This is a genomic window from Klebsiella sp. S69, from assembly GCF_016516145.1.
GTDB classification, from domain to species: Bacteria; Pseudomonadota; Gammaproteobacteria; order Enterobacterales; family Enterobacteriaceae; genus Klebsiella; species Klebsiella oxytoca.
The window spans coordinates 161736-176097 of the sequence record NZ_JACVUU010000011.1; the positions used below are offsets into that span (position 1 = coordinate 161736).

Consider the following 14362-nt stretch of genomic DNA (forward strand, 5'->3'; position numbering starts at 1 on the left):
GGAGATAAAACGCGCAGGCTTCACGCAATACATCATTTTAGGGGGCTATTTTTAGTCAGCGCAAACCCGTTTCGCGCAAAAAAATCATTTTTATGAGGGGGTGGCCAGGCTATCCCTCTGCTTTTGCTGTTTTTTTGGCGGGTAAATAAAGAAAACCCATAAAATAAAACGCAGTTTTAATATTCATTAATTGTGACGTGATAAATAGAAACACCATTTCATTTTCCTGATAATGCCGATCAATAATTACCCAGGAGAAAAGAATGAATAACAAAATACCTTTGGCATTAACCCTTTGCAGTACGATGATCGCGCTACCGCTGCAGGCCAACGAAGGCCCTCAGTGGCGCGCTATCGCCTTCGGGCAATCCACGGACAGCAATTTTTCCTCGAATGTTCTGCCTGAAAAGATTGGCGTCAATGATGTCACTATCGCCGGTAAAAAACTGACGCCGCAGGACGTCGCCGATCTCAGCCAACCCATTACTATTGAAAGCCGGGGAGGTAAAATTGCCAACTCCCACGACGGACTGACCTTCTTTTATACCCAACTTCCGACCAGTCAGAATTTTATCCTGCAGGCAACGGTGACCGTCAATCAGTTTGGCCCGGAAAATGGCGCTCGCCCGGCAGCACAGGAAGGGGCAGGACTGCTGGTGCGCGATGTAATAGGAGTTCCGCGTCAACAGCCGCTGAAGGTCGGTTATGAAGAGTTCCCGGCGGCGTCCAATATGGTGATGAACGCCATTATGACGCAGGATAAAAAAGATCACTCGCATATTAAGCTGCAGGCTATCAGCCGGGAAGGGATAACCCAGCCGTGGGGCAATGCGGGGGCATCAATAAAGCGTCAGAGTTATAAAGAAAAAATCGATATACAGCAAACGCCGACGTTCCAGCTCAGGCTGGAACGCACCAACGACGGGTTTATTACTTCCTGGGCAGCGACGGGCAGTGAAAAATGGGTAAGCCAGCAGGTTCCTCACGCCGATCTGATTGCTCAACAGGATAAAGAACATTACTACGTCGGTTTTTTTGCTTCTCGTAACGCTAAAATCACCGTCAGCAACGCCTCGCTCACCACGTCAGCGGCAAATACTGTTCCCTCTGCGCCGTATATCGCTAAAAGCTGGCCGCCGGTCATGCAAATTGCCTCGGGAACAAAAAGCCAGGACAAAAAGTACATCCTACAGGCGCGTACCAATAGTGACGGGCGCATCACCGTTCGCCAGGATGAAGTGGTGATCGGGCAGGATAAAGCCGTGAAAGCCGGTGAGATGTTTACCCAGCCTGCCGTTCTGAAAGATAAAAGCACGTTCGAAGTTACCTTTACGCCGACCACCAGCGCAAAAACGCTGACCCAGACGCTGACGGTGGAACAGAGTGCCAATATCACAGGCAATACGCTCTATGCTGCACCTGAGGGGCAAGCGCAGGCCAAAGGCACGGCAGAGTCGCCGTTGGATTTAGCCTCCGCCGTCGAGCTCGTACCCGCTGGCGGGGAAATTATATTAGCCGCCGGAGACTACCCGCAAACCGTCATCCCTCTGAGCGCCAGCGGCCTGAAAGACAAAACCAAGACCCTGAAAGCCACCGGTAAAGCGGTAATACACGGGCTACTGCTGGATGCCAGCTACTGGCATATCAATGGAGTAGAGATTACGGATAAGAGCCTGCGCATACAGGGTAGCCATAACCTGATTGAGAACGTCACCGCTTATCGTAACGATGATACCGGCATTCAAATTTCCTCACCGGCGGATGTTGGACGCCCGCTGTGGGCCAGCTATAACCGGGTGGTGAATTCAGAATCCTTTAGCAACGAAGATCCGGGAAAAATAAACGCCGATGGCTTCGCCGTAAAAATGCGCGTAGGAGAGGGGAACCGGCTGGAAGGCTGTTACTCGCACGATAACATCGACGACGGTTTCGATCTGTTTAATAAGATTGAGGACGGTGCAAACGGCGTTGTGGTGATCGAGAACTCTATTGCCCGCAATAATACCAGCAACGGTTTTAAGCTCGGCGGGGAAGGGCAGCCGGTTGCTCATGAGGTACGTAACAGCATCGCCATCGGGAACCATCTCGACGGTTTCACCGACAACTTCAATCCCGGCAAGCTGGTGGTGGTCAACAACGTCGCGGTGGATAACCAGCGCTTTAACTACCTGTTCCGCCCAAGCCCATACGGCGCGCCGGAAACCCAGGGCACGTTCAGCGAGAACCTTTCCTTACGTAGCCAGCCGGGGAAATATGACGATGCCGTTGTCGGGAATATCGACGATAGCAACTACTTTATCCACGGAGGTAAAAGCATCAACGCTCAAGGAAAAAGCATTAACAGCGCCGATTACCAGACTCTGGCGCTGCCTGACCCGCTAATACGTGAGGCTGACGGCAGCTTCAATACCGGTAACTTCCTCAGCCGTAATTAACCCCGCTATACGTGAAAAACATAAAGGTCGCCCTGGGGCGACCTTTTCACTTTCTGTCTGTTTCACACCGCATGTGTTGTCATTTTAGTTAGCGGTACAGCGCAAAAACAGCCTGGAAAGTTGACTTCTTAGTGGTTGAACGTACCGAAGGTTACGTTCATAGCACTGAAAAAAGCGACGATTTTATTAAGCAGTTTCATGATCTCTTCCTGGATAGTGATTACGTTTTATGATGCATTTTTTGTGACTTACATCACAAAACAAAGTCTACGCTGCATTCTCCAAACGATCAACAAAAATGAGATGTTCATCACAAATTTTTTAAACCATCTTTTTAGTTTTGTTATTTCTGAAACGAAGCCATAAAAAAAGCCAGCCTGGAAACCAGACTGGCTTTTTAACTTTCAAGCCGGTGTTACATCGCTTTTTTGGTCAACTCGATAACGCGCAGTTTAGCGATCGCTTTGGCCAGTTCCGCGGACGCCTGAGCGTAATCCACGTCACCATGAGAGCTCTTAATGTGCTCTTCAGCCTTACGTTTCGCTTCCAGGGCTCGCGCTTCGTCGAGATCCTGGCCACGAATTGCCGTATCAGCCAGAACGGTCGTGCTACCCGGCTGCACTTCAAGAATGCCGCCTGACAGGTAGATAAATTCTTCGTGACCGTGCTGCTTAACGATGCGAATCATACCAGGCTTAATGGCGGTGAGCAGCGGCGCGTGCCCCGGGTAAATACCCAGTTCACCTTCGCTACCCGTTACCTGGATTTTCTCGACCAGACCAGAGAACATTTGCTTCTCTGCGCTGACGACGTCCAGGTGGTAAGTCATTGCCATATCACCCTCCGATTAAGGCGTTAAAGTTTTTTGGCTTTTTCCACGGCTTCGTCGATAGAACCGACCATGTAGAACGCCTGCTCCGGCAGGTGATCGTATTCGCCTTCCATGATGCCTTTAAAGCCACGGATGGTGTCTTTCAGGGAGACGTATTTGCCCGGAGAACCGGTAAATACTTCTGCCACGAAGAACGGCTGGGACAGGAAGCGCTGAATCTTACGTGCGCGAGCTACCACCAGTTTATCTTCTTCAGACAGTTCATCCATACCCAGGATGGCGATAATGTCTTTCAGTTCCTGATAACGCTGCAGGATGGACTGAACGCCACGAGCGGTGTCGTAGTGCTCCTGACCAACAACCAGCGGATCCAGCTGACGGCTGGTGGAGTCCAGCGGGTCAACTGCCGGGTAAATACCCAGAGAAGCGATCTGACGGCTCAGTACCACGGTTGCGTCAAGGTGCGCAAAGGTGGTGGCTGGAGACGGGTCAGTCAAGTCATCCGCAGGTACGTATACCGCCTGTACGGAAGTGATAGAACCCGTTTTGGTGGAGGTGATACGTTCCTGCAGAACGCCCATCTCTTCCGCCAGAGTCGGCTGGTAACCTACCGCTGAAGGCATACGACCCAGCAGTGCGGATACTTCTGTACCGGCCAGGGTGTAACGATAGATGTTATCGACGAACAGCAGAACGTCACGACCTTCGTCACGGAACTTCTCAGCCATGGTCAGGCCGGTCAGCGCAACGCGCAGACGGTTTCCCGGCGGCTCGTTCATCTGGCCATACACCAGGGATACTTTATCGATAACGTTGGAGTCGGTCATTTCGTGGTAGAAATCGTTACCCTCACGAGTACGTTCACCTACGCCCGCAAACACGGAGTAACCGGAGTGCTCGATCGCGATGTTACGGATCAGCTCCATCATGTTTACGGTTTTACCTACACCCGCACCACCGAACAGACCAACTTTACCGCCCTTCGCAAACGGACACATCAGGTCGATAACTTTGATGCCGGTTTCCAGCAGTTCCTGAGAGTTTGACAACTCTTCGTAGGAAGGCGCTGCGCGGTGAATCGCCCAACGCTCTTCTTCGCCGATGTCGCCTTTCATGTCTACCGGTTGGCCCAGTACGTTCATGATACGACCCAGCGTTGCTTTACCTACCGGGACTTCGATCGGATGCTCGAGGTCTTTGACTTCCAGACCGCGACGCAGACCGTCGGAAGAACCCATGGCGATGGTACGAACAATACCGCCGCCGAGCTGCTGCTGAACTTCCAGCACCAGATTCTCACTACCATTTTGTACCTCAAGAGCCTCGTACACGCGCGGTACGGCATCCTGAGGGAATTCGACGTCGACCACGGCGCCGATTACCTGGACAATTTTTCCAGTAGCCATCTTGAATCCTCTACGAATTAACCTGGTTATACCGCGGATGCTCCACCGACGATCTCGGTGAGTTCCTGAGTAATGCTGGCCTGACGAGCTTTGTTGTATACCAACTGCAGCTCTTTAATCAGGCTGCCGCCATTGTCGGTCGCGGCTTTCATCGCCACCATACGTGCGGCCTGCTCGCTGGCCAGGTTTTCTACCACACCCTGATAAACCTGAGATTCCACATAACGACGCAGCAGGGTATCCAGCAGCGCTTTCGGATCGGGTTCATACAGGTAATCCCAGGATTTACGCTTCAACTCACCATCTTCTGAAGCCGGTAACGGCAGCAGCTGAGTAATGGTTGGAACCTGAGACATGGTGTTAATAAATTTGTTGCTGACAATATACAGCTTGTCCAGACGGCCTTCATCGTAGGCCTGCAACATCACTTTTACCGGACCGATCAGTTCGGACAGGGATGGGTTATCCCCCATACCCGTCACCTGGGCGACAACATTACCGCTAACGGAATTAAAGAAAGACACGCCCTTCGAGCCGATCATTGCGAGTTCGCACTGAACGCCTTTATCGGACCATGCTTTCATTTCCGCCAGCAGCTTTTTGAACAGGTTAATGTTCAAGCCACCACACAGACCACGGTCGGTAGACACCACCAGGTAGCCCACGCGTTTAACGTCGCGTTCTTCCAGGTAAGGGTGCTTATATTCCAGATTACCGTTCGCAAGGTGACCGATCACTTTGCGCATCGTATCTGCATAAGGACGGCTGGCTGCCATGCGCTCCTGCGATTTACGCATTTTGGAAGCGGCGACCATTTCCATCGCTTTAGTGATCTTTTGCGTGTTCTGGACGCTTGCGATCTTACTACGTATCTCTTTTGCGCCGGCCATGAGCTTCTCCTCAATGCCTTGCGGCCTGCCCTAAAGCAAGCCGCCAGACTTTACCAGGATTGGGTTGCTTTGAAGGAATCGAGGATGCCTTTCAGCTTGCCTTCGATTTCGTCGTTATAGCCACCGGACTGGTTGATCTCTTGCATCAACGGAGCGTGATCACGGTCGACGTAAGCCAGCAGAGCGGCTTCAAAGCTACCGATTTTCGCCAGCTCTACATCCGCCAGATAACCACGTTCTGCCGCGAACAGAACCAGAGACTGCTGCGCAACGGACATCGGCGCATACTGTTTCTGTTTCAGCAGTTCAGTTACTTTCTGACCGTGGTCCAGCTGCTTACGGGTTGCATCGTCAAGGTCAGAAGCAAACTGCGAGAACGCCGCCAGTTCGCGATACTGTGCCAGCGCGGTACGAATACCACCGGACAGTTTCTTCATGATCTTGGTCTGAGCTGCACCACCAACACGGGATACGGAGATACCCGGGTTAACCGCAGGACGAATACCGGAGTTGAACAGGTTGGTTTCCAGGAAGATCTGACCATCGGTAATAGAAATTACGTTGGTCGGAACGAACGCAGAAACGTCACCCGCCTGGGTTTCGATAATCGGCAGAGCGGTCAGAGAACCGGTTTTACCTTTCACTTCACCTTTGGTGAAAGCTTCAACGTATTCGACGTTAACACGTGCAGCACGCTCCAGCAGACGAGAGTGGAGGTAGAATACGTCGCCCGGGAATGCTTCACGTCCAGGTGGACGGCGGAGCAGCAGGGAAATCTGACGGTAAGCAACGGCCTGTTTAGACAGGTCATCATAAATGATCAGCGCATCTTCACCGCGGTCGCGGAAGTATTCCCCCATTGCGCAACCGGCATACGGAGCCAGGTATTGCAGCGCGGCGGATTCAGATGCGGTTGCAACCACAACGATGGTGTTAGACAGCGCGCCGTGTTCTTCCAGTTTACGCACCACGTTAGAAATGGTGGACGCTTTCTGGCCGATTGCCACGTAGACGCACTTGATGCCGGAATCACGCTGGTTGATGATGGCGTCGATTGCCAGAGCGGTTTTACCGGTCTGACGGTCGCCGATGATCAGTTCACGCTGACCACGACCGATTGGGATCATGGCATCAACGGATTTATAACCGGTCTGCACCGGCTGATCGACGGACTGACGTTCGATTACGCCCGGAGCGATAGCTTCAACGGCAGAGAAGCCGTCGTGCTCCAGCGGGCCTTTACCATCAATCGGTGCACCCAGGGTGTTAACCACACGTCCCAGCAGGCCGCGGCCAACCGGAACTTCAAGGATACGGCCAGTACATTTAACCTTCATGCCTTCGGCGAGGTCAGCATACGGACCCATCACAACCGCACCAACGGAGTCGCGCTCCAGGTTCAGTGCGATAGCGTAACGGTTACCCGGCAGAGCGATCATCTCACCCTGCATACAATCGGCCAGGCCGTGAATGCGGATAACACCGTCACTTACAGAAACGATAGTACCTTCGTTATGAGCCTCGCTCACAACATTGAACTGAGCAATGCGCTGCTTGATCAGTTCGCTGATTTCGGTGGAATTCAGTTGCATGCTCCAGTCCCCTTAAGACTGCAAGACGTCTGCAAGGCGTTCAAGACGGCCGCGTACGCTGCCATCAATGACCATATCACCCGCACGGATGATAACGCCTGCCATTACAGACTTATCGATTTTGCAATTCAGCTTAACTTTGCGTGACAGACGTTTTTCCATCGCGCTGGTGATTTTCGCAAGCTGTTCTTCGCTCATCTGAGCGGCAGAAATAACTTCTACCTCTGCGGTTGCCTCACTGGCAGCGCGCAGGTGAATGAACTGCTCAAGAACATCAGGGAGCGCATTCAGACGACCATTTTCAGCCATTACCCGAATCAGGTTTTGACCGTTTTCGTCCAGTTGCTCACCACAAACCGCGATAAACGCATCAGAGAGCGTTTCCGGCGCCAGCGCGCCAGAGAGTAGCTCTGCCATTTGTTCGTTTTTAGTCACTTCAGCGGCAAACGCCAGCATATCCTGCCAGCGCTCTACGCTTTGGTGTTCGACGGCAAAGTCAAAAGCTGCTTTGGCGTAGGGGCGAGCTACCGTTACAAATTCAGACATCAGCCCCTCCCTCCTTACAGTTCAGCGACAAGTTTATCCACGATGTCGCTGTTAGCAGCTTCATCCACGGAACGTTCGATGATCTTCTCGGCGCCAGCAACAGCCAGGATAGCGACCTGCTTACGCAGCTCCTCGCGAGCACGTTTACGTTCGGCATCGATTTCAGCCTGCGCCTGTGCGACGATTTTAGTGCGTTCCTGTTCTGCTTCAGCTTTGGCTTCGTCCAGAATCTGAGAGCGACGCTTGTTCGCCTGCTCGATGATTACCTGGGCTTCCGCTTTCGCTTTTTTCAGCTGGTCGGTCGCGTTGGCCTGTGCAAGGTCCAAATCTTTCTTAGCGCGTTCTGCAGAAGCTAAACCGTCAGAAATTTCTTTCTGGCGCTTTTCGATGGCAGCCATTAACGGCGGCCATACATACTTCATGCAGAACCATACGAAGATAACAAACGCGATGGCCTGGCCGAGGATTGTTGCGTTCATGTTCACAGCACAATACCTCTTAAAAAATAACTCTGTGGCTTAGGTTTCTTTCGAACAACTTACTACGCGACGGCGAACATCACGTACAGACCCAGACCTACAGCGATCATCGGGATAGCATCCACCAGACCCATAACGATAAAGAACTGAGTACGCAGCAGAGGAATCAGATCCGGTTGACGCGCTGCGCCTTCCAGGAATTTACCCCCGAGGATGCCGATACCGATCGCAGCACCGATTGCCGCCAGACCCATCATCACAGCGGCAGCCATGTACAGCAGATCCATATTCAGGTTTTCCATGACAGTCTCCAGTTTGTTTCAGTTAAAACGTAGTATGTTGGTAAAAAATCAATGCTCTTCAGATGCCATCGACAGATAGACGATCGTCAGAACCATGAAGATGAAGGCTTGCAGCGTAATAATCAGGATGTGGAAAATGGCCCACGGCACATTCAGAACCCACTGTGACCACCACGGCAACAGACCAGCAATCAGAATGAAAATCAGCTCACCGGCATACATGTTGCCGAACAGTCGCAGACCCAGAGATACAGGTTTAGACAGCAGGCTTACCCCTTCAAGGATTAAGTTGACAGGAATGAACGCCCAGTGATTGAACGGCTGCAGGGTCAGTTCTTTAACGAACCCGCCCACGCCTTTCATTTTGATGCTGTAGAAAAGAATCAGGATAAACACGCCAAGCGCCATCGATAGGGTGATGTTGACGTCCGCAGACGGAACCACGCGCAGTGCTGGCAGGCCGAAAATGTGTTCACCGATGTATGGCAACAGGTCGATAGGCAGCAGGTCCATCAGGTTCATCAGGAATACCCAAACGAACACGGTGAGGGCCAGCGGAGCGATAACCTTGCTCTTGCCGTGGTACATGTCTTTAACGCTGCCATGGACGAAGCCGATGATCATCTCGATAAAGGTCTGGAATTTTCCCGGTACGCCGCTGGTCGCCTTTTTGGCTACGCTACGGAACATAAGCAGGAACAACAGACCAAGCACCACCGAGAAGAACATGGAGTCAATGTTGAGCGTCCAGAAGGTGGCCGGGGGGTTATGCGGATCCACCAGCGAGAAAGTACGCAGGTCCAGCTGAAGGTTATTCAGATGGTGTCCTATGTATTCCTGCGGCGTCATATTTTCTGAAGCCATGATGCCTTTTACCCTTTGTTGTTAATTACAGCTGGCGCCAGAACTTGTACCACCAGCACCAAAACCCACGTCACTATCAGCGGCAAAAACACCACTTTGAAAACCGCCAGCGCCACCGCCAGAAGGGCGAAGGTCAACAACACCTTGAAAGCTTCGCCGAGAGCGAAGGTCCAGGCCACTCGGCCTTTAGCTGGTGTATGCGCCTGATGACGCCAGGCAAAAATCATAAAAATCATATTTGGCAAAAGAACCGCCAAACCTCCGCTAACGGCGGAGATGCCCCAGAAAGGGTCTTTGAGGCTGAACAGCAGTCCACTTGCTATTACCGCCAGTAACTGAATAAACAGAAGCTTACGAGCAACGTTTCGACTCAAGAGCGACACTGACATCACGTATTTACTCCTGCTCCCTTCGAGGTATGTCGCGTGTCGTATAAAACGTCCTTTAAGACGAAGAGTCAAGCATCAAAAAGCGGACAAATTATACGGTGACGCCCCGTGATTTCAAACAATAAGTAGCAAAATAGTGAATAAATGTTTAATTATTTTCCGACTGACAACTTTTCATGCATTTCACCAATCTGTGAGCCGTCATGCAAAACTGCAAATACCGCGAAAACACGGCTATTAAAGCGTGCATCAGATCACATAATAAACATTTTTCGTGAAATCGAATTAATTCTGTACATAAAACTCAATTTTTTATCCAATTGATATTCAACATAAAAAGTGGGTATTCTTTCTAAAACAATACCATATACAATAAAAACCTTTTATTGACATTCATAATAAAAATTTAACATCAGTATGAAGTGCAAGCAGCGAGATTTTTAGCGTACTGATATTTTCAATGTTGACTATTCTCCTGGTAAAGCAACAGCGCAAAGTTAACCGAAAGAAAAACCATGGTAACGACAAGGTTAAATCTTGTCCGATACTACCCTGCTGTGACTTTTATTTTTGTAACATGCACAACCCGGTTTTTTTTCACATTTTTTGATAAAAATTAAATCATTTTTGGCTGGATCACCACAAGGTGACGCTCACCATCCAGCTGAGGAACATGCAGTTCGAAAACATCACTAATGGCAAACCCTTCCGGAAGATTGGCCATTTCATCTTCTTGCGCTAACCCTTTGAGCGCATAGAAGTGACCGTCCTGCGCCGGTAAATGATGGCACCAGCTCACCATATCATTCAGCGACGCAAAAGCGCGGCTGATCACGCCATCAAACGGCGGTTCAGCCGGAAACGCTTCCACGCGGCTTTGTACCGGCGTGATGTTATCCAGTTTTAACTCATGCTGGACCTGTCGCAGGAAACGTACTCGTTTACCGAGGCTATCCAGCAGGGTGAAATGAGATTCAGGGCGTACGATAGCCAGCGGGATCCCCGGCAGACCCGGTCCGGTACCCACATCGATAAAACGCGTTCCTTTAAGGTATGGCGCAACAACAATGCTATCGAGAATGTGGCGTACCAGCATCTCATCCGGATCGCGAACCGAGGTAAGGTTATAGGCCTTATTCCACTTATCCAGCATGCCTACATAGGCGACCAGCTGATTTTTCTGGTGATCGGTAAGTGAAATACCCGCTTCATCAAGCAGACGAGAAAGTTTGTTGATCACGTTCGGTACCTGTTTAAAAACAATGAGCCCGGAGGCGATGCGCTTACCGGGCTGGATATAAACCAGGCGGATATCTTATGCGCTATCCGCCAAATGTATCGTTCAGGGAAAGTCAGGCGCTACGGCGCAGCATTCCCTGCTTTTTCAACCACACCAGCAAAATCGAGATTGCCGCAGGCGTAATGCCGGAAATACGCGATGCCTGCCCTATTGAAGACGGCTTGTGGTCGTTCAACTTAGCAATGACTTCGTTCGACAGCCCATTCACCTGGCGATAATCAAGCGTGGCAGGCAGCAACGTGTTTTCATTGCGCTGCTGTTTCTCAATCTCATCCTGCTGGCGCGCGATGTAGCCTTCGTATTTTACCTGAATCTCAACCTGTTCCGCGGCCTGCTTGTCTTCAAGACCCGGCGAGAATGGCGACATCTTCACCAGCTGTTCGTAGGTCATTTCCGGACGACGGAGCAAATCTTCACCGTTAGCTTCACGAGACAAAGGCGCCGTCAGCTGTGCGTTAACTTCAGCGGCGCTTTCCGCCAGCGGATTTACCCAGCTGGATTTCAGGCGCTGACGTTCACGTTCAATACTCTCAAGCTTCTCGTTGAAACGCGCCCAGCGTTCATCATCTACCAGGCCCAGTTCACGGCCTTGCTCAGTCAGGCGCAGATCGGCGTTGTCTTCACGCAGCATCAGGCGGTATTCCGCACGTGAAGTAAACATGCGGTACGGCTCTTTGGTGCCGAGCGTACACAGATCGTCCACCAGGACGCCAAGGTAGGCCTGGGAGCGACCCGGCGCCCATCCCTCTTTCTCGGCAGAGAAGCGGGCTGCGTTCAGGCCTGCCAGCAGGCCCTGAGCGGCCGCTTCTTCATAACCGGTAGTGCCGTTAATCTGGCCCGCAAAAAACAGGCCATGGATAAATTTACTTTCCAGCGTTGGTTTCAGGTCACGCGGATCGAAGAAATCGTACTCGATAGCGTAGCCGGGGCGAACGATTTTTGCATTTTCCATCCCTTGCATTGAGCGGACGATTTGCATCTGGACATCAAACGGCAGGCTGGTGGAGATGCCATTTGGATAAATTTCGTTCGACGTCAGTCCTTCCGGCTCGAGGAAGATCTGATGCTGATTACGATCGGCAAAACGCATCACCTTGTCTTCGATCGAAGGACAGTAGCGAGGGCCGATCCCTTCAATCACGCCGGCATACATCGGGCTACGATCGAGGTTATTGCGGATCACGTCGTGGGTTTTCTCGTTGGTATGCGTGACATAGCATGGTACCTGACGCGGGTGCTGGGAAGCATTCCCCATAAACGAGAAAACCGGCATTGGATCGTCGCCGTGCTGCTGAGCCAGAACGCTGAAATCAATGGTCCGCGCATCAATACGCGGTGGGGTACCGGTTTTCAGGCGGCTGACGCGTAGCGGCAGTTCACGTAAACGGCGGGACAGCGGGATCGACGGAGGATCGCCTGCGCGACCGCCGCTGTAGTTATCGAGTCCGATATGGATCTTACCGTCGAGGAATGTCCCTACGGTCAGCACTACCGCTTTGGCGCGGAATTTAAGCCCCATCTGGGTAACAGCACCCACCACGCGATCGTTCTCAACAATCAGATCTTCAACGGCCTGCTGGAAGATCATCAAATTAGGCTGATTCTCCAGGGCCGTGCGTACGGCTTGTCGATAAAGCACGCGATCGGCCTGAGCGCGAGTCGCCCGTACGGCTGGGCCTTTGCTGGCGTTTAGTATCCTAAACTGGATACCGGCATGGTCAATGGCCTTCGCCATCAGGCCGCCAAGCGCATCCACTTCTTTTACCAGGTGTCCTTTCCCAATGCCGCCAATCGCCGGGTTGCAGCTCATTTGCCCTAGCGTGTCGATATTGTGTGTCAAAAGCAGAGTCTGTTGACCCATTCGCGCTGCGGCCATTGCGGCCTCAGTGCCTGCATGACCCCCGCCAATGATGATGACGTCAAAAGGATCCTGATAAAACATGGTGGTATGCCTCGCATAAAGCGGTTTGAAAATGGATTGAAGCCCGGGCCGTGGATTCTACTCAACTTTCGCCTTTCGAGAAAGCGCCGGGATCCTGAGTATTAAAAAGAAGATCTTTTATTTAGAGATCTGTTTTATTGTGATCTCTTATTAGGATCGGCTTGTCTTGTGGATAAGTCGGATCCACAATTTAAGATCAATCGTTTAAGAAGGATCGCTTTCTGTGAATGATCGGTGATCCTGGTCCGTATAAGCTGGGATCAAAATGAAGGGTTATACACAGCACAAAAATCAGTCTACGGTTATACTTTGGATAACTACCGGTTGATCCAAGCTTTTAAGCATAGTTATCCACAGAAGAAAGTATGATCTTTACAATTCTCAGAGCAATTTTTGCCAGGATCCCAGCCAGACCTCAGCCGGATCTTCCGGAATTTCATGTTCGAGGACGTTAATTTTTAGCGTTTCGCCAATCTGTTTTGCCCCGCAGGCCTTCAGCGCCGACTCCAGCTTATCAATCGCTCCGCAGAAGGTGTCATATTCACGACTACCGATACCGACTGCGCCAAAATGGACCGCAGAAAGGTCGATCTGCTTTTCCTGAAGCACTTCATAAAAAGGCAGCAGGTTATCGGGAATGTCGCCGGCGCCATGAGTAGAAGAGATAACCAGCCAGATCCCTTCCGCCTGTAGATCGTCAATCAGCGGGCCGTGCTGAATAGTCGTACTGTGACCAGCCTCTTCCAGCTTTTCCGCCAGATGTTCTGACACATATTCTGCGCTACCCAGCGTACTGCCGCTGATAAGAGTTATCTCTGCCATGATCGCCCGCTCCACTTTTCCAGAGTGGCGTATTGTACGCTGTGAGCGAGCTGGGATCTACCTGTGGAAAAATGTGGGATTAAATAGTCCGTTCACGGGCGGATGGTACGCATGATCGGGTTTTGCAGCACGATCAGCGTTTCGGTGGACTGAATTTCATCAATTGTTTGGATCTTGTTGATAAGTACATGCTGGAGCGCATCGATCGATCGGCACATGACTTTTATAAAGATACTGTAGTGCCCGGTGGTGTAGTACGCTTCGGTAACCTCATCCAGACTGTTTAACCTCGCCAGCGCCGAGGGATAGTCTTTGGCGCTTTTCAGAATGATGCCAATAAAACATCCCACATCGTAGCCCAGCTGCTTTGGGCTCACGTCAATGCGTGCGCCAGTGATAATTCCGGCCTGCTTCATCTTCTCCACGCGAACGTGAATGGTTCCCGGACTGACGCCAAACTGTTTTGCCAGTTCAGCATAAGCGGTGCGCGCGTTGGCCATTAAGGCCTCAAGGATGCCTCGGTCCAGATTGTCGATCTGATAATTTTCCATAGGTTTTTCTTA

The 14362-nt window shown here is 51.3% G+C and carries 14 protein-coding genes; 1 reads left to right on the forward strand and 13 read right to left on the reverse strand.

Features of this window, described 5'->3' with window-relative positions; translation table 11 throughout:
* Positions 1-263: 263 nt before the first annotated feature.
* Complete coding sequence (locus tag IAE27_RS12925; protein WP_049128942.1) at positions 264-2435, forward strand: right-handed parallel beta-helix repeat-containing protein; 2172 nt, start codon at positions 264-266, stop codon at positions 2433-2435.
* Between the two features lie 415 nt (positions 2436-2850).
* Here IAE27_RS12925 and IAE27_RS12930 read toward each other — a convergent pair whose 3' ends face one another.
* The 13 genes from IAE27_RS12930 to asnC form a co-directional block, all read right to left on the reverse strand.
* Positions 2851-3270, reverse strand: coding sequence for a F0F1 ATP synthase subunit epsilon (locus IAE27_RS12930; protein WP_004107274.1), 420 nt, complete (start codon positions 3268-3270; stop codon positions 2851-2853).
* Positions 3271-3290: 20 nt separating this feature from the next.
* On the reverse strand, positions 3291-4673 hold the full coding sequence (atpD, locus tag IAE27_RS12935; RefSeq protein ID WP_004107276.1) for a F0F1 ATP synthase subunit beta: 1383 nt from the start codon (positions 4671-4673) through the stop codon (positions 3291-3293).
* 26 nt (positions 4674-4699) lie between these two features.
* On the reverse strand, positions 4700-5563 hold the full coding sequence (gene atpG / locus IAE27_RS12940) for a F0F1 ATP synthase subunit gamma (RefSeq protein ID WP_004107278.1): 864 nt from the start codon (positions 5561-5563) through the stop codon (positions 4700-4702).
* 50 nt (positions 5564-5613) lie between these two features.
* Positions 5614-7155 (reverse strand): F0F1 ATP synthase subunit alpha, encoded by a 1542-nt coding sequence (gene atpA, locus IAE27_RS12945; RefSeq protein ID WP_004107281.1) that lies wholly within the window; start codon positions 7153-7155, stop codon positions 5614-5616.
* Positions 7156-7167: 12 nt separating this feature from the next.
* Positions 7168-7701, reverse strand: coding sequence for a F0F1 ATP synthase subunit delta (atpH, locus tag IAE27_RS12950; RefSeq protein ID WP_004107287.1), 534 nt, complete (start codon positions 7699-7701; stop codon positions 7168-7170).
* A gap of 14 nt (positions 7702-7715) precedes the next feature.
* On the reverse strand, positions 7716-8186 hold the full coding sequence (gene atpF / locus IAE27_RS12955) for a F0F1 ATP synthase subunit B (protein WP_004107293.1): 471 nt from the start codon (positions 8184-8186) through the stop codon (positions 7716-7718).
* Positions 8187-8242: 56 nt separating this feature from the next.
* Entirely contained in the window at positions 8243-8482 is a 240-nt protein-coding gene (gene atpE / locus IAE27_RS12960; protein WP_000429386.1) for a F0F1 ATP synthase subunit C, read from the reverse strand.
* A 48-nt stretch (positions 8483-8530) separates the two neighbouring features.
* Complete coding sequence (gene atpB / locus IAE27_RS12965; protein ID WP_004107295.1) at positions 8531-9346, reverse strand: F0F1 ATP synthase subunit A; 816 nt, start codon at positions 9344-9346, stop codon at positions 8531-8533.
* 8 nt (positions 9347-9354) lie between these two features.
* Entirely contained in the window at positions 9355-9735 is a 381-nt protein-coding gene (gene atpI / locus IAE27_RS12970; RefSeq protein ID WP_004107297.1) for a F0F1 ATP synthase subunit I, read from the reverse strand.
* A gap of 616 nt (positions 9736-10351) precedes the next feature.
* A complete protein-coding gene (gene rsmG / locus IAE27_RS12975) occupies positions 10352-10975 on the reverse strand; it encodes a 16S rRNA (guanine(527)-N(7))-methyltransferase RsmG (RefSeq protein WP_032729178.1) in 624 nt (207 codons plus the stop codon).
* Between the two features lie 112 nt (positions 10976-11087).
* Positions 11088-12977: a tRNA uridine-5-carboxymethylaminomethyl(34) synthesis enzyme MnmG gene (mnmG, locus tag IAE27_RS12980; protein ID WP_004116749.1), complete on the reverse strand. Its 1890-nt coding sequence runs from the start codon at positions 12975-12977 to the stop codon at positions 11088-11090.
* A gap of 381 nt (positions 12978-13358) precedes the next feature.
* Positions 13359-13799 carry an FMN-binding protein MioC gene (mioC, locus tag IAE27_RS12985; RefSeq protein WP_023321823.1) on the reverse strand — a complete coding sequence of 147 codons (441 nt, stop codon included), beginning with the start codon at positions 13797-13799 and terminating at the stop codon, positions 13359-13361.
* Positions 13800-13891: 92 nt separating this feature from the next.
* Positions 13892-14350, reverse strand: coding sequence for a transcriptional regulator AsnC (gene asnC, locus IAE27_RS12990; protein ID WP_004107306.1), 459 nt, complete (start codon positions 14348-14350; stop codon positions 13892-13894).
* Between the last annotated feature and the right edge of the window lie 12 nt (positions 14351-14362).

Bases quoted from the DNA above. Each gene is read 5' to 3' on its own strand.
- atpD (WP_004107276.1), bottom strand. From the start codon at position 4,673: ATGGCTACTGGAAAAATTGTCCAGGTAATCGGCGCCGTGGTCGACGTC.
- mioC (WP_023321823.1), bottom strand. From the start codon at position 13,799: ATGGCAGAGATAACTCTTATCAGCGGCAGTACGCTGGGTAGCGCAGAA.
- atpE (WP_000429386.1), bottom strand. From the start codon at position 8,482: ATGGAAAACCTGAATATGGATCTGCTGTACATGGCTGCCGCTGTGATG.
- atpI (WP_004107297.1), bottom strand. From the start codon at position 9,735: ATGTCAGTGTCGCTCTTGAGTCGAAACGTTGCTCGTAAGCTTCTGTTT.
- atpA (WP_004107281.1), bottom strand. From the start codon at position 7,155: ATGCAACTGAATTCCACCGAAATCAGCGAACTGATCAAGCAGCGCATT.
- asnC (WP_004107306.1), bottom strand. From the start codon at position 14,350: ATGGAAAATTATCAGATCGACAATCTGGACCGAGGCATCCTTGAGGCC.
- atpG (WP_004107278.1), bottom strand. From the start codon at position 5,563: ATGGCCGGCGCAAAAGAGATACGTAGTAAGATCGCAAGCGTCCAGAAC.
- mnmG (WP_004116749.1), bottom strand. From the start codon at position 12,977: ATGTTTTATCAGGATCCTTTTGACGTCATCATCATTGGCGGGGGTCAT.
- IAE27_RS12930 (WP_004107274.1), bottom strand. From the start codon at position 3,270: ATGGCAATGACTTACCACCTGGACGTCGTCAGCGCAGAGAAGCAAATG.
- atpB (WP_004107295.1), bottom strand. From the start codon at position 9,346: ATGGCTTCAGAAAATATGACGCCGCAGGAATACATAGGACACCATCTG.
- atpH (WP_004107287.1), bottom strand. From the start codon at position 7,701: ATGTCTGAATTTGTAACGGTAGCTCGCCCCTACGCCAAAGCAGCTTTT.
- IAE27_RS12925 (WP_049128942.1), top strand. From the start codon at position 264: ATGAATAACAAAATACCTTTGGCATTAACCCTTTGCAGTACGATGATC.